A 15,496-nucleotide genomic window follows, 5' to 3' on the forward strand; every position below is an offset into this window, starting at 1 on the left:
AGCCTTCCTATTGGCCCTGAACCAGGGCATCCGCAAGCAGGTTAAACAGTTGGTCTATCTCCTCCCGCTCGATGATCAGCGGTGGGGAGAGGGCGATGACATCGCCGGTGACCCGGATCAGTGCCCCCAGCTCAAGGGCCTTGGTAAAGACGTTGTAGGCGCGCTTGCCCGGTGCTCCCGGCTCGGACGCCAGCTCCACCGCCCCCACCAGACCGTAGTTACGGATATCGATGACATTGGGCAGGCCACGCAGGCTGTGCAGGCCCTGCTCCCAGTAATCTGACAGGTCCCGGGCCCGGTCGAACAACTGCTCCTCCTGGTAGAGCGAGAGGGTGGCCAGGCCGGCGGCGGCCGCCACCGGGTGGCCGGAGTAGGTGTAGCCATGGAACAGCTCAATGGCGGGGCCACCGTGCTCCATAAAGGCGTCGTAGATGGCGTTGCGGACGAACACCGCCCCCATGGGGATGGTGCCGTTGGTTAGACCCTTGGCGCTGGTGATGATGTCAGGCAGGACATCGAACTCCTGCGCTGCAAAGGGGCTGCCGATACGACCAAAGCCGGTGATCACCTCGTCGAAGATCAGCAGGATATCGTGCTGATCGCAGATCTCCCGCAGGCGCTTGAGGTAGCCAACCGGTGGGATCAGTACGCCGGTGCTGCCGGCAATCGGCTCGACGATCACCGCGGCGATGTTGCTGCCGTCGTGCAGCGCGACGATCCCTTCCAGGGCGTTGGCCAGCTCTGGCTGGGCTGGCGGCAGGCCCCGGGTAAAGGCGTGGCGGTCGATATTGAGGGTATGGGGCAGATGGTCGACGCCGGTCAGCAACGAACCGAAGAACTTGCGGTTATTGGGGATCCCACCCACCGAGATGCCACCGAAGCCGACCCCGTGGTAGCCCCGCTCGCGGCCAATCAGCCGGGTGCGGCTACCCTGGCCTATCAATCGCTGATAGGCCAGGGCGATCTTCAAGGCGGTGTCCACCGATTCGGAGCCGGAGTTAGTGAAAAACACCCGATCCATCCCCGCCGGGGTGATCTCGGTCAGTCGGTGGGCCAGCTCGAACGGCAGTGGGTGGCCCATCTGGAAGGTGGGGGCAAAGTCCAGGTGGGCAACCTGCTGGCTGACCGCCTCAGTAATCCTGCTGCGGCCGTGGCCGGCATTGCAGCACCACAGCCCCGCGGTGCCATCCAGTACCGGCTTGTTGTCCTCGGTGTAGTAGTACATCCCTTTGGCGGATTTGAGGATCCGCGGGGCGGCCTTGAACTGCTTGTTAGCCGTAAAGGGCATCCAGAATGCCGACAGCGCCTCTGGGGCCGTGATATCCGTGACCGCTTTCATGCCACCTCCTCGGGCTCGTGACGATACCCTGATGGTTGGTTATTAAATTAAACAGCGGTGGGCAAAAAAAAGCGGCCTTGCCACTTCCTCAGCGGTTCCCTATCGACCCACCGCGTTATATGATATTTAACACTGAAAGAATAATATTAAACGGCAAATTCACGCAACCGTCCTGTTAACGAAATGTACGGACAGTGGGAAAGCACAGCATGGATATAGGTCAAAGGCTGCGGGCCATCCGCCTTGGCAGCGGGTTATCCCAGCGCGAGCTGGCAAAGCGTACGGGGGTAACCAACGGGTTCATCTCCCAGATTGAGAACAACGCCGTCAGCCCGTCGGTGTCGTCGTTAAAAAAGGTGCTCGATGGCATCCCGATCTCGCTGACCACCTTCTTTGACATGGCCGAGTCCCAGCCCAGCCAGGTGGTGTTTCGGGCCGAACAGATGCCGGACATTGGCTCGGAGTCGATCGAGTATCGCCTGGTGGGTCATAGCCTCAAGGGCCGTGCCATCGGCATGTTGAATGAATCCCTGGCCCCCGGTGCCGATACCGGCACCGACATGTTATGCCATGAGGGCGAGGAGTGCGGTGTGGTGATCGAGGGTGAGGTGGAGCTGACCGTGGGCGATGAGGTGTTCCTGCTGGGCCCCGGCGATGGCTACTACTTCGACAGTCAGCGCCCCCACCGTTTCCGTAACATCGGCAGCCAGCCGGCCCGCCTGGTCTCCGCCAATACCCCACCCACCTTCTGAATCTTGTTTATTTTACTAATCAATCGCCTTTACTTCGGTAAGGGCGTTGATTATGTTGGATCTTACGCATTCTGGCTGGGAGCCTGTTATGACTGTGCGAGATCGAACCCATTGGCACGCGGCGGCTTCTGCCCTTGCCCTACCCTCCAAGGCCTTCATCGATGGCCAGTTCCAGGCGGCGGCCAATGGCGCCACCTTTGATTGCATCAACCCCGCTACGGGTCAGCTGCTGACCCAGGTGGCCAGCTGCGATGTTGCGGATGCCGAGCTGGCGGTGGCGGCGGCGCGGCGCGCCTTCGAGCAGGGGGACTGGTGCCAACTGGCACCCACGGAGCGAAAGCGGATCCTGTGTCGCTGGGCCGATCTGATAGAGGCCCACATCGATACCCTGGCGCTGCTGGAAAGCCTGGATATGGGCAAACCCATCGGCGATGCACTGGGTTACGATGCGCCGGCCACCGCCCGGGCTATCCGCTGGCATGCCGAAGCGATCGACAAGCTTTATGACGAGGTGGCCCCGGTGGATCATTCCGCCCTGGCGCTGGTCACCCGGGAGCCGTTAGGGGTAGTGGCGGCGGTGGTGCCCTGGAACTTCCCATTGGTGATGGCCGCCTGGAAGCTGGGGCCGTCACTGGCCACCGGCAACTCGGTGATCCTCAAACCTTCGGAGAAATCCCCGCTAGGCGCGTTGTTCCTCGCCTCGCTGGCACAGGAAGCGGGCCTGCCGCCGGGAGTCTTCAATGTGCTGCCGGGCTTTGGCCATACCGTGGGCGAGGCGCTGGCGATGCACATGGACGTGGATTGCATCACCTTCACCGGCTCCACTGCCGTGGGTAAGCATCTGCTGGAGTGCGCCGGGCGCAGTAACATGAAGCGGGCCTTTATGGAGTGTGGCGGCAAGAGTGCTCACATTGTTTGTGCCGACGTGGCGGACATGGACAAGGCCGCCGCCACTGCCGCGGCCGCCATCTTCTACAACCAGGGCGAGGTCTGTACCGCCGGCTCCCGCCTGTTGCTGGACCGGGCCATTGCCGCCCCGTTCATTGAGCGGCTGAAGCAGCAGGCAGAACAATGGCAGCCGGGCGACCCGCTGGATCCCAACAGCGCCATGGGGGCCATCGTTGATGAAGCCCAGATGCAGCGGGTATTGCGCTACATCGAGATTGGCCAGGCCGAAGGCGCTACCCTGTTGTGCGGCGGTAAGGCGGTGCGCCAGGACAGCGGCGGCTACTTTATCGAGCCCACTATCTTCACCGACGTCACCCCCAATATGACCATCGCCCAGGAGGAGATCTTTGGCCCGGTGCTGGTGGTGCTGAGCTTTGATGGCATCGACCAGGCGGTGGCCATCGCCAATGACAGCGACTACGGCCTGGCAGCCGGGCTCTGGACCAGCGACATCAAGACCGCTATCCAGGGCTCCCGGGCGCTGCGGGCCGGTACGGTGTTCGTCAACAACTGGGACGGCGGTGACATGACCATGCCCTTTGGCGGCTACAAGCAGTCGGGCAATGGTCGGGACAAGTCGCTCCACGCCATGGAGAAATACACCGAGCTGAAGAGCACCTGGATCGAGCTCTAGCGCAGCATCAACAGAAACGCCCCGCCGATTGGCGGGGCGTTTTTTGTTGGTTGTACTCAGGACTGGTAGCTGCGGGCTGCCTCCGCCAGCTCCTGCTGGCGGCGCTTCTCCTGCCGGGCCATAAACCACCAGCCGATAAAGGCGGCGGTGGCCACCGTCAGGATGATCAGGGTCGCCAGGGCGTTGATCTTGGGGCTGACCCCGAGCCGCACGCTGGAGAACACCACCATCGGCAGGGTGGAGGCACTGGGGCCGGAAACGAAACTGGCGATCACCAGATCATCCAACGACAGGGTAAAGGCCAGCAGCCAGCCGGCTGCCACCGCCGGCATGATGGAAGGCAGGGTGATCAGGAAGAACACCTTGAACGGGGTGGCGCCAAGATCCTGCGCTGCCTCCTCGATGGAGGCGTCCAGCTCCCTCAATCGGGCACTGACCACCACCGCCACGTAGGCGGAGCAGAAGGTGGTGTGGGCGACCCAGATGGTAAGGAAGCCCCGCTGGGTTGGCCAGCCGAGGGATTGCGCCATGGCGATGAACAGCAGCAGCAGCGACAGCCCGGTGATCACCTCCGGCATCACCAGCGGCGCGGTGATCATAAAGGCGAAGGGCGACTCGCCACGGAAGCGACCGATGCGGGTGAGCACAAAGGCCGCCACGGTGCCGATCACCACCGCGGCGGTGGCCGCAGCCAGGGCGATCAACAGGCTGAGCTTGATGCCGTTCATCATCAGCGCATCCTGGAACAGCTTGCCGTACCACTCGGTGGAAAAGCCGGCCCACACCGTCACCAGCCGGGAGCTGTTAAAGGAGTAGATCATCAGGATCAGGATCGGGCCATAGAGAAACAGCATCGCCAGCCCGAGGGTAATGGGCCGCATTGGCGACTTGCTGACCGGAATAGGGGTCATGCTCTGCCCTCCAGCTCTTTGCGTTGATAGTGGTGGAACCAGAGGATGGGGATGGTCAGCAGCAACAGCATCACCACCGCCACCGCCGAGGCCACCGGCCAGTCACGGTTATTGAAGAACTCCTGCCACAGCACCCGGCCAATCAGCAGCGAATCGGGACCGCCGAGTAGCTCGGGGATAACAAATTCCCCCACCGCCGGGATAAACACCAGCATCGAGCCGGCGATGATGCCACCGCGGCACAGCGGCAGGATCACGTTAAACAAAATGGTGACCGGTTTGGCCCCCAGGTCCTGGGCCGCCTCCACCAGGGAGTAGTCGATCTTCATCAGCGCGCTGTACAGCGGCAGGATCATAAACGGCAGGTAGGCATAAACGATGCCGATGTACACCGCTATCGGCGTGTGCAGGATCTGCAGTGGTTGTTCAATCACCCCGGCCCAGAGCAGCAGGTTGTTGAGCAGCCCGTTATTCTTGAGGATGCCAATCCAGGCGTAGATGCGGATCAGGAAACTGGTCCAGCTGGGCAGGATGATCAGCATCAGCAGCAGGTTGCGGGTGGCTGGCCGGGAGTGGACGATGGCCCAGGCGATGGGGAAGCCCATCAGCAGACAGAACAGGGTGGAGTGGGCGGCGATCTTGACCGACTGCAGGTAGGAGTCGAAGTAGAGATCGTCCTCGAACAGGTAGTAGTAGTTGCTGATGTTCAGCACCAGCTGCAGCTTATCGTCGGCGAAGGTGACCAGCTCGCTGTAGGGCGGGATGGCGATCTGCGCCTCCGACAGCGAGATCTTGAAGACGATGGCAAAGGGCACCAGGAAGAACAGCAGCAGCCAGCTGTAGGGCATCAGGATGACCGCAAAGCGGCCGTTGAGGATACGACGCCGGAACGAGCGGCCGAAGTTAGCCAGGGCTCTCATAGCGCCAACACCATGTTGCTGTCCGACTCCCAGCTCAGCCACACCTTCTCTTCCCACTTGGGCAGGTTCTTGCGGTAGCGTGAGCTGTTGGGCAGCGTGGCGATCACCTTTTTGCCGCTGTCGAGGCGGACATGGTAGATGGACTGGCCACCGAGGTAGGCAATATCTTCCACCGTGCCACTGCAGCTGTTGGGCTGGGTCGGCAGGGATTGATGACTCAGGGTGATCTTCTCCGGGCGCACCGCCACAGTCAGGGCGCTGCCGATGTTACCGGCGACGCCATGGGCCAGGTGCAAGGGCTGCAGCAGGTCTTGGCTTTCCACCAAGGCACTGTCGGCGTCGGTTTGGCTCAGGTTACCCTCGAACAGGTTGACCGAGCCGATGAACTCAGCGCTCATGCGACAGTTGGGGTGTTCGTAGATCTCCTCCGGCGACCCCACCTGCACCAGCTTACCCTGGTTCATGATGGCCACCCGCCAGGCCATGGTCATCGCCTCTTCCTGGTCGTGGGTTACCATCACACAGGTCACGCCGACCCGCTCGAGGATATCCACCACCTCCAGCTGCATCTTTTCCCGCAGTTTTTTATCCAGTGCCCCCATGGGCTCGTCCAGCAGCAGCAGCTTGGGCCGCTTGGCCAGGCTGCGGGCCAGGGCAATGCGCTGGCGCTGACCGCCGGACAGTTGATGGGGCTTGCGCCGGGCGTACTGGCTCATGTCCACCAGTTCGAGCATCTCCTTGACCCGACTGGCGATCTCTTCTTTGGGCAGCTTGTCCTGTTTGAGCCCGAAGGCGATGTTGTCCCATACCGACATATGGGGAAACAGGGCATAGGACTGGAACATCATGTTGACCGGACGCAGGTGCGGCGGGATCCCCGCCAGGTCCTGGCCGTCCAGCAGGATCTGGCCGGCGCTGGGTGTTTCGAACCCGGCCAGCATCCGCAGCAGGGTGGACTTGCCGCAGCCGGACGCCCCCAGCAGGGCGAAGATCTCGCCCTGGTCTATGGTGAGGCTGACATCATCGACCGCCGGGATCCCATCAAAGCTTTTGCCGACGTTGCGGATCTCCAGCAAGGGTTTGCTTGGTTTACCGGCCGCGCCGGCCGGTTGCGTTGTTGCCACTTCCACTGCGGCCATCTCGGACTCTCCATGAAGAAGTAGCACCAGAAAAACGGTTTGTTACCCCCCCAGGTCCCAACCCGTACCGCTTTCTGGTACTGACTACTGGTTACAGGGTGTTAGTTACCCTTTTTGATTCGGTTCCATGACGAAGTGAAGGCACGGCTCATCTTCGGCGGGGTGATCTTGGCGCTCCACAGCTTGGCTTCCAACTCAGCCGGCGGGTAGATCCCCGGGTGGCTGGTGACCTCTTCGTCGATCTCTGCCTTGGAAGCCGGGATGGCGTTGGCGTACCAGACGTAGTTGGAGATCCCGGCCATCACCTCAGGCTGCATCAGGTAGTTGATGAACTTGTGGGCGTTCTCCGGGTGCTTGGCATCCCGAGGAATGGCCATCAGATCGAACCAGACCAGGGTGCCCTCTTGCGGGATCACGTACTCTACGGTGATGCCATTCTCCGCCTCGGCGGCGCGATCGGAGGCCTGCAGCACGTCACCTGACCAGCCTACCGCCAGGCAGATGTCGCCGTTGGCCAGGTCGTTGATGAACTGGGAAGAGTGGAAGTAGGTGATGTAGGGGCGTACCTGCATCAGCAGCTCTTCCGCCGGCTTGATGTCCTTGGGGTTGGTGGAGTTGGGATCCAGTCCCAGGTAGTGCATGGCGGCGGGGATCACCTCGGTGGGTGCATTAAGGAAGGCAACACCGCAGTCCAGCTTGCTGATCAGCTCCGGCTTAAACACCAGGTCCCAGCTGTTGACCTCGTAGTCGTCACCCAGACGCGCCTTGATGGCATCGACGTTGTAGCCCAGTCCGGTGGTGCCCCACAGGTAAGGCACGGCAAACTGGTTGCCCGGATCCTTGTCCAGCAGCAGCTCCATCAATCCGGTGTCAAGATTGGCGTAGTTGCTGAGTTGGGCGCGGTCCAATTTCTGGAAGGCCCCGGCCTTGGCCTGACGGCCCATGAAATCGCTGGAGGGGACCACCAGGTCGTAACCGGAGTTGCCGGTCAGCAGCTTGGCCTCCAGTACCTCGTTGGAGTCGAACACGTCGTACACCACCTTGATGCCGGTTTCCTTCTGGAAGTTGGCGATGGTGTCCTCGGCGATATAGTCAGACCAGTTGTAGACGTGCAGCACCGGCTCTTCCGCTGCTAGTGCACCGGCACTGAGCAGGGCGGTGAGCCCAAACAGGGCAGCGCGTTGGGTTTCCTTTCCTTGCATGGGGTTCTCCCTCGTAGTTGATGTCAATCCATGAGCTCAACGTTGCAAAGACCGCCACGTATCGTCGAGGCTCTTGCGAGCAGTCGCCACCAGCTGATCCACTTCGGTGCGGGTGATGATCAAAGGCGGTGCAATGATCATGGTGTCCCCCACTGCCCGCATGATCAGGCCATTGGCAATGCAGTGTTCCCGGCAGACCATGCCCGCTTCCTTATCCTTGTGGAAGCGGGTCCGCGGGACCTTGTTCTCTACCAGTTCTAAAGCAGCAACCATGCCGATCCCGCGGGTTTCGCCGACAATCGGGTGATCCGCCAGGGTGGCCCACTGCTGCTGTAGGTAGGGGCCGATCTCATCGCGCACCCGGGTAACGATGTCCTGCTCCTGCATCAGCTTGATGTTGGCGATGGCCGCGGCGCAGGCCGCCGGGTGGCCGGAATAGGTAAAGCCGTGATTGAACTCGCCCCCCTGGCTGAGCAGGCCTTGCGCCACCCGATCGCTGACTGCCACGGCACCCAGTGGCAGGTAGCCGGAGGTGATCCCCTTGGCCATGGAGATCAGGTCCGGCTCGATGCCGTAGTACTGGCAGCCGAACCAGTGGCCGGTACGGCCAAAGCCGCAGATCACCTCATCACTGATAAAGAGGATGTGGTACTGGTCGCAGATCCGTTTGATCTCCTTCCAGTAGCTGTCCGGGGCGATGATCACCCCACCGGCGCCCTGGATCGGCTCGGCGATAAAGGCGGCAACGCGATCCTCACCCAGCTCCAGGATCTTCTGCTCCAGCTGGCGGGCGCGCTCGAGGCCAAAGGTTTCCGGATCCTGGTTGCCACCCTCTTCGAAGTGGTAGGGCTGATCGATGTGGCAGATGTCCGGGATTGGCAGGCCACCCTGCTGATGCATCGGCTTCATTCCGCCCAGGCTGGCACCGGCCATGGTGGAGCCGTGGTAGGCATTATGGCGGCTGATCATCACGGTCTTGTCCGGTTTGCCCTGGCTGGCCCAGTAGTGGCGCACCATGCGGATCACCGTGTCGTTGCACTCCGAGCCGGAGCCGGTGTAGAACACCCGGTTCATATGGGCTGGCAGCACCTGGGCCAGCAGCGCCGACAGCTCGGCGGCGGTGGGGTGGGTGCTCTGGAAGAACAGGTTGTAGTAGGGCAGCACCTTGAGCTGCTCGGTGATGGCGTCGATCACCGCCTGCTGACCGTAGCCCATGTTGACGCACCACAACCCGGCCATGCCATCCAGGGTCTTGTGGCCCTCGGAGTCATAGACGTAAACGCCCTCGGCGTGGGTGACGACCCGGCTGCCTTTCTGCCCCAGTGCCTGGTTATCGGTAAAGGGGTGTAGATGGTGGGCAGCATCCAGTTGCTGCCAGGATTGGGTCTGTTCGGTCAATCCAGTCATGGTGCACTCCGTGCGTTAAACGTTCAGCAGCAGGTATTCCCGCTCCCAGGAACTGATCACTTTGGAATAGGTTTCGTACTCTTTGCGTTTGACGGCGACGAAGGCCTTCACAAACCGCTCGCCGAGGATCTCCGCCAGGGGCTGGCACTCCTCCAGGGCGATCAGGCTGTCCTCCAGGGTGCGGTTGAGGGCAAAGGGCTGGTCGTAGGCGCTGGTGGTCAAGGGATCGGTGGGGTTGAGCTGTTCGATCATCCCCAGGTAACCACAGGCCAGGCTGGCAGCGATGGCCAGATAGGGGTTGGCGTCGGCGCCGCCGAAGCGGTTCTCTACCCGGCGGGCGTTGGCCGGGGATTCCGGTACCCGCAACCCGACGGTACGGTTATCGACGCCCCAAGCCACGCTGGTGGGGGCACTGTCGCCAAACTGCAGTCGACGATAGGAGTTCACGTTGGGAGCGAAGAAGGCCATGGCGTTACGGGAGTACTTCTGCATGCCGCCGATGTAGTTGAGGAACAGCTCGCTCATCTCCCCCTGTTCGGTGGAGAAGATGTTATTGCCGGCCTGGTCCACCAGGCTCTGGTGGATGTGCATGGAGCTGCCTGGCTCCTCCTCCATCGGCTTGGCCATAAAGGTGGCGTACACCTTATGGCGCAGTGCCGCCTCGCGCATGGTGCGTTTGAACAGGAACACCTGATCGGCCAGCTCCAGTGCATCGCCGTGGAGGAAGTTGATCTCCATCTGCGCGGCGCCCTGCTCATGCACCAGGGTATCCACCTCCAGTCCCTGGGCATCGCAGAAGTCGTACATCTCCTCGAAGATAGGGTCAAACTCGTTGACCGCATCGATGGAGAAGGATTGTCGTGCGGTCTCGGGCCGGCCGTTGCGACCGATGGGCGGCTCCAGTGGGTAGTCCCAATCCTCGTTGGTCTTAACCAGGAAAAACTCCACCTCCGGTGCCACCACCGGGGTCCAGCCCTTGTCCTGGTAGAGGCCCAGCACCTTACGCAGTACCGCGCGGGGTGAGATGTCCACCGGGTTGTCGGCGGTGTCGTAACAGTCGTGGATCACCTGGCCGGTGGGCTCGCCGGCCCAGGGCACGAAACGCAGGGTGTTGGGGTCGGGCACCAACACCATGTCTTTCTCGATGGGATCGATCATGTCATCGTCATCCGGCCAATCGCCGGTGACGGTCTGGACAAAGATGCTTTCGGGCAGACGCATGCCCCGCTCTTTCAGGAATTTGTCTGCTGGAAGGATCTTACCGCGAGCGTTGCCGGTAAAGTCCGGGATCAGGCACTCCACCTCGGTGATCTTGTGCTCCTTCATCCAGGCCCGGATCCGCTCCATGTTTACCCGATGCATCGTTCCCCCCGCCTGGCTGCCAGGCGCCTTGAATCTTGTTTATTAAACTAAATGCACTGCCGCGTTGCATGCAGTAGTTGCGCTCATTTTTGGCACGGGTTATGGTCGATGTCAATAAACGGGTGTTTATTAAAGTAAAAGTAATCAAGGCGGTTTTGCGACGCATTTCCGGATATATGCCGCCATTGTTTTAATATGCTAAACACCTCGTGCGCTGGAACCGATACAGAATCGCGCGCCGTGGCGGTCAAAGGAGCGTTCAACTTGGCTAAACACTTGAACCTGGTTGGTGAGGAGGGCAATCACGCCTCTCCGGAGCATTTTTTACAGCAGCACCCGGAGCTGGCGGCCATCGATCTGGTGCTGCCTGACATCAACGGCGTGTTGCGGGGAAAACGGATCCTGCCATCGCAGTTGGACAAGGTGGCCAAAGAGGGGGTGTGTCTGCCTGCCTCGGTGTTTGGCCTCGACATCACCGGCGAAACCGTGGAAGAGACCGGGTTGGGGTTCTCCAGTGGCGACAGCGACCGCCGCTGCTACCTGGTGCCCGGCAGCCTGTGCCTGGCACCCTGGCACGATAAACCCATGGGGCAGGCGATGCTGACCATGGTGGACAACGACGCCAGCCCCTACGGCGCTGAGCCTCGCAACGTGTTGGCCCGGGTGGTGGAACAGATGCAGGCCCTGGGCTACACCCCCTGCATTGCGGTGGAGCTGGAGTTCTACCTGGTGGACCAGGAGCGTAATGAAGAGGGGGCGCTGCAGCCGCCACTGACGCCGGATGGTCGCACCCGGGCAGCCGCGACCCAGGTTTATTCGCTGGACGATCTGGATCAGTTCGAGGGCTTCCTGGATGAGGTTAATGCGGTGTGCCAGCAGCAGGGCATCGCCGCCTCCAATGCGGTGGCCGAGTATGCTCCTGGCCAGTTTGAGATCAACCTGCTGCACCTGCCGGACGCAGTAAAGGCCTGCGATCAGGCCGTCATGCTTAAGCGTGTGGTCAAAGCGGTAGCCGCCAAATACGGTTATGGCGCCACCTTTATGGCCAAGCCGCACCAGGAGCTGGCGGGCTCCGGTTTGCACCTGCACCTGAGCCTGCTCGATGGCCAGGGAGCCAACCGCTTCGCCAGCGATGAGAGCCTGTTAAAGCAGGCGGTGGCGGGCATGCTGGCGCTGATGGGGGAAAGCGAACTGCTGTTTGCACCCCATGCCAACAGTTACCGTCGCATGCAGCCGGACATGTTTGTCCCCACCCTGCCCTGCTGGGGCTACGACAATCGTACCGTGGCGCTGCGGATCCCCAATGGCAGTCCGGCGGATACCCGCATCGAACACCGCCTGGGTGGGGCCGACGCCAACCCCTACCTGGTGGCCGCGGCGGTGATCGCCGGTGCCCTGCATGGGCTCAGCCAGCAGCTGCAGCCGCCGGCTCCCATCGAGGGTAACGCCGGTGATGCCAAGCTGGAGGCCCTGCCCTGTCGCTGGCAGGCCGCAGTCGACGGCTTTGCGGCGGCCGAGCACCTGCCTGCCTACCTAGGCAGCGACTTCTGCCAGGTCTATCAACAGGTCAAGCAGGCAGAGATTGACCGCTTCGAACAACAGATCACGCCACTGGAACTGCAGTGGTATCAGAACACCATCTAGCGAGCCACTATGACCTCAGAACAGCACGCCGACTCCTACTATGCCGCCAGTGCCCAGGGCATTGCGACCCACCCTGCCCTTGAAGAGGAGCTGACCGTCGATGTCTGCGTGGTGGGCAGTGGCATCACCGGCAGCGCTGCGGCTCTGGAGCTGGCTCAGCGCGGCTATAAAGTGGCGGTGCTGGAGGCCAAACGGGTTGGCTGGGGCGCGTCCGGGCGCAGCGGTGGCCAGCTGATCTTCGGCTACGCCGCCGAGCAATCAACCCTAACCAAGCTGGTGGGGCCGGACGATGCCCGTAAGCTGTGGACCATTGCCGATGAGGCGGTCAGCCAGACCAAGCAGCGCATCGCCGAGCACCAGATCCGCTGTGATCTGGCCGAGGGCCACTTCCATGCCGCGGTCAAACCCCGTCACATGAATGAGCTCAAGCAGTGGCACCAAGAGCTGACTGAACAGTACGGCTACGAGAGTGTCGAGATCTGGGATAAGTCCCGACTGGAGCAGCAGTTGGGTTCAGAGGCCTACCTTGGCGGGCTTTACGACAGCAACTCCGGCCATCTGCACCCACTGAACTACACCCTGGGGCTGTCTCGGGCGGCGGTGCAGGCCGGCGCGCAGGTATTTGAGCACAGCCCGGTGGTTAAGATTGAGCAAGGGTCGACGGTGGTGCTGCATACCCCGAAAGGCAAGGTGCGGGCCAGCCAGGTGGTAATGTCCTGCAACGCCTACCTGGACGGGCTGGCTCCCAAGGTGGAGTCCAAGGTGATGCCGGTGGGTACCTACATTACCGCCACCGAACCTTTGGGCGAGGAGCAGGCCCAGGCACTGATCCGCAACAACATGGCCATTGCCGACATCAACTTTGTGCTCGACTATTTCCGCCTGTCGGCGGATCACCGCATGCTGTTTGGCGGCCGGGTCAGCTACTCACGATTGGATCCCATAAACCTGCAGGGCGCTATGGCCAAGCGGATGCACGCAGTCTTCCCCCAGTTGCAGCAGGTTAAGCAGGAGTTCACCTGGGGCGGCTACGTGGGGATCACCATGAACCGGGCCCCCCACTTTGGTCGCCAGGCCAACAACATCTTCTTTGCCCAGGGCTTCTCCGGGCATGGCATCGCCCTCACCGGCATGGCCGGCACCCTGATGGCGGAGGCGGTGGCGGGCACCGCCGAGCGCTTCGATCTGATGGCGCGCATCCCGCACCACGATTTTCCCGGTGGGCGGTTACTGCGCACCCCGGCGCTGGTGTTGGCGATGGCCTGGTACCGAATGCGTGACATGTTGTAATGCCATGGGTTGAGCCGGTGTTGCCGGTTTGTATGGGGGCTCTGATATACTGGCGCTAGCATTGCGAACCACAGGGAACCGTCGCAGTAATGAGTCTCAAGGCAACCCCCCCCGAGCGCATCAAGGTCAAAACGGCGGAAGCGGCCAAGGCGGAACGCTTCAATCCACGTCACCGTATCTACGTCCGAAAAACTGAAGGGATCTGGAGCCAGCTGCGTCGCCGCATGGGCTGGGTGATGATCGGGCTGTTCCTGATCCTGCCCTGGCTCAACTGGGACGCCCGCCAGGCGGTGTTGTTTGACCTGGGCGAGCGCAAGTTTCACGTCTTTGCCCTGACGGTCTGGCCCCAGGATCTCATCCTGCTCGCCTTCCTCTTTATGATGGCGGCCTTTGCCCTGTTCTTTGTCACTACCTTCCTCGGCCGGGTCTGGTGTGGCTACATGTGCCCCCAGTCGGTCTGGACCTTCATCTTTATCTGGTTCGAAGAGAAGATCGAGGGGCCCCGCAACAAAAGGATGAAGCTCGACCAGGCTCCCTGGGATTGGAACAAGCTGTGGCGCAAGAGCGCCAAGCACGGTGCCTGGATCGCCATCAGTCTGTTCACCGCACTGACCTTTATCTCCTTCTTTGAGCCGGCGCGAAACCTTTACCTGGACGTGTTTACCGGTCAGGCCTCGGCGGGGATCTACTTCTGGACCGCCTTCTTTACCCTGGCGACCTATGGCAACGCCGGCTGGATGCGGGAAATCATGTGCCTGCACATGTGCCCCTACGCGCGCTTCCAATCGGTGATGTTCGACAAGGACACCTTTATCGTTGGCTACAACGCCGCCCGGGGCGAAACACGGGGGCCGCGTGGTCGCAAGCAGGATCCCAAGGCCCTGGGCCTGGGGGACTGCATCGACTGCAGCCTCTGCGTCCAGGTGTGCCCCACCGGCATCGATATCCGCAACGGCTTGCAGTACGAGTGCATCAATTGTGGTGCCTGCATCGATGCCTGCGACGATGTGATGAGCAAGATGAACTACGCCAAGGGGCTGATCAGCTATACCACCGAGCGCCAGCTCGAAGGGGGCCGCTCCAAGGTCGGCCGGCCCAAGCTGGTGGGTTATGGCGTGGCGTTCGGCGGCATCCTGATGGCCTTCCTCTATATGTTGATGACCTTGGCGCCGGTGCAGGTGGATGTACTGCGGGATCGCAACCAGCTGTTCCGTGAGAATCGCGATGGCCTGATTGAGAACGTCTATACCCTGAAGATCCTCAACAAGACGGAGCAGCCCCAGCAGTTTGCCCTGGCGGTCGAGGGACTGGATACCTACCAGTGGCAGGGACCCCAAAGCATCGAGGTAAAAGCCGGCGAGGTCTTTACCCTGCCCGTCAGCATCGCGGTAGACCCGGTTGAGCTGGATCGGCCGATGCGGGATATCACCTTTATTGTGGCAGACCGGCAAAATGGCACCGAAGCCCGGGCGGCGTCGCGCTTTATCAGCCAGATGTAGCCCTTAAAAACAGCAAAAAGACCAAAAATAACGCGTTCGGATTAATATTCATTCGAACGCGATATTTTTATTGAATATCCTCTTGCGGAATAAATCCGGCTCCCTATAATGCGCTTCCTGTCGACGGGGCACAGCGAGCAACTCAACGAGATGCAAAGCCAGCGCCACCAAGGGTTACATACCCGATTGGTTAAAATGTCGGCGGTCAGAAAGAAAGTTCGAAACTTCCCTTGACGACCACGGTGGATTCACTAGAATACGCCTCCTGCCTCGGTGATGAGGCACTGCTCTTTAACAATATGTCAGACAATCTGTGTGGGCACTCACGCAGGATTGAGAAATCATCATTTTCTCGATGCTACTGAGTGACTGCACAACATGCAGAGTAATTTGGTCTTCGGACTAAATTATCAATTCAGTATTCATTGAGTACGTCTTGCTCTTCGGAG

The 15,496-nt window shown here is 61.1% G+C and carries 12 protein-coding genes; 5 read left to right on the forward strand and 7 right to left on the reverse strand.

Features of this window, described 5'->3' with window-relative positions:
- Positions 1–7: 7 nt before the first annotated feature.
- Complete coding sequence (locus tag BUC04_RS22215) at positions 8–1,339, reverse strand: omega-aminotransferase AptA (protein ID WP_067665211.1); 1,332 nt, start codon at positions 1,337–1,339, stop codon at positions 8–10.
- A gap of 209 nt (positions 1,340–1,548) precedes the next feature.
- Between BUC04_RS22215 and BUC04_RS22220 the strand changes: the two genes are divergently transcribed.
- A complete protein-coding gene (locus tag BUC04_RS22220) occupies positions 1,549–2,091 on the forward strand; it encodes a cupin domain-containing protein (protein WP_067665214.1) in 543 nt (180 codons plus the stop codon).
- 88 nt (positions 2,092–2,179) lie between these two features.
- Complete coding sequence (locus tag BUC04_RS22225; protein WP_067665217.1) at positions 2,180–3,673, forward strand: aldehyde dehydrogenase; 1,494 nt, start codon at positions 2,180–2,182, stop codon at positions 3,671–3,673.
- Between the two features lie 56 nt (positions 3,674–3,729).
- Here the strand turns inward: BUC04_RS22225 and BUC04_RS22230 are convergent, their stop codons facing one another.
- The 6 genes from BUC04_RS22230 to BUC04_RS22255 all read right to left on the reverse strand — a co-directional run bounded on the left by BUC04_RS22230 (position 3,730) and on the right by BUC04_RS22255 (position 10,599).
- Complete coding sequence (locus tag BUC04_RS22230) at positions 3,730–4,584, reverse strand: ABC transporter permease subunit (RefSeq protein ID WP_067665220.1); 855 nt, start codon at positions 4,582–4,584, stop codon at positions 3,730–3,732.
- Complete coding sequence (gene potH, locus BUC04_RS22235; protein ID WP_067665228.1) at positions 4,581–5,504, reverse strand: putrescine ABC transporter permease PotH; 924 nt, start codon at positions 5,502–5,504, stop codon at positions 4,581–4,583. The genes BUC04_RS22230 and potH overlap by 4 nt, the downstream gene beginning before the upstream one ends.
- Positions 5,501–6,643, reverse strand: coding sequence for a polyamine ABC transporter ATP-binding protein (gene potA, locus BUC04_RS22240; protein ID WP_067665231.1), 1,143 nt, complete (start codon positions 6,641–6,643; stop codon positions 5,501–5,503). Before potA ends, potH begins: the two co-directional genes overlap by 4 nt.
- A gap of 101 nt (positions 6,644–6,744) precedes the next feature.
- The gene (locus BUC04_RS22245; protein ID WP_067665234.1) at positions 6,745–7,845 is read right to left on the reverse strand and encodes a polyamine ABC transporter substrate-binding protein; all 1,101 of its coding nucleotides are present in this window, start codon (positions 7,843–7,845) and stop codon (positions 6,745–6,747) included.
- Between the two features lie 36 nt (positions 7,846–7,881).
- Entirely contained in the window at positions 7,882–9,252 is a 1,371-nt protein-coding gene (locus tag BUC04_RS22250) for an aspartate aminotransferase family protein (RefSeq protein ID WP_067665237.1), read from the reverse strand.
- Between the two features lie 15 nt (positions 9,253–9,267).
- A complete protein-coding gene (locus BUC04_RS22255; protein WP_067665261.1) occupies positions 9,268–10,599 on the reverse strand; it encodes a glutamine synthetase family protein in 1,332 nt (443 codons plus the stop codon).
- A 279-nt stretch (positions 10,600–10,878) separates the two neighbouring features.
- Between BUC04_RS22255 and BUC04_RS22260 the strand changes: the two genes are divergently transcribed.
- The 3 genes from BUC04_RS22260 (at position 10,879) to ccoG (ending at position 15,047) form a co-directional block, all read left to right on the forward strand.
- On the forward strand, positions 10,879–12,258 hold the full coding sequence (locus BUC04_RS22260; protein WP_067665240.1) for a glutamine synthetase family protein: 1,380 nt from the start codon (positions 10,879–10,881) through the stop codon (positions 12,256–12,258).
- A 9-nt stretch (positions 12,259–12,267) separates the two neighbouring features.
- Complete coding sequence (locus tag BUC04_RS22265; protein ID WP_067665243.1) at positions 12,268–13,548, forward strand: NAD(P)/FAD-dependent oxidoreductase; 1,281 nt, start codon at positions 12,268–12,270, stop codon at positions 13,546–13,548.
- 89 nt (positions 13,549–13,637) lie between these two features.
- Positions 13,638–15,047 carry a cytochrome c oxidase accessory protein CcoG gene (gene ccoG / locus BUC04_RS22270; protein WP_067665246.1) on the forward strand — a complete coding sequence of 470 codons (1,410 nt, stop codon included), beginning with the start codon at positions 13,638–13,640 and terminating at the stop codon, positions 15,045–15,047.
- Positions 15,048–15,496 lie beyond the last annotated feature (449 nt).

It is taken from the genome of Ferrimonas marina (assembly GCF_900129905.1).
Lineage (GTDB): Bacteria > Pseudomonadota > Gammaproteobacteria > Enterobacterales > Shewanellaceae > Ferrimonas > Ferrimonas marina.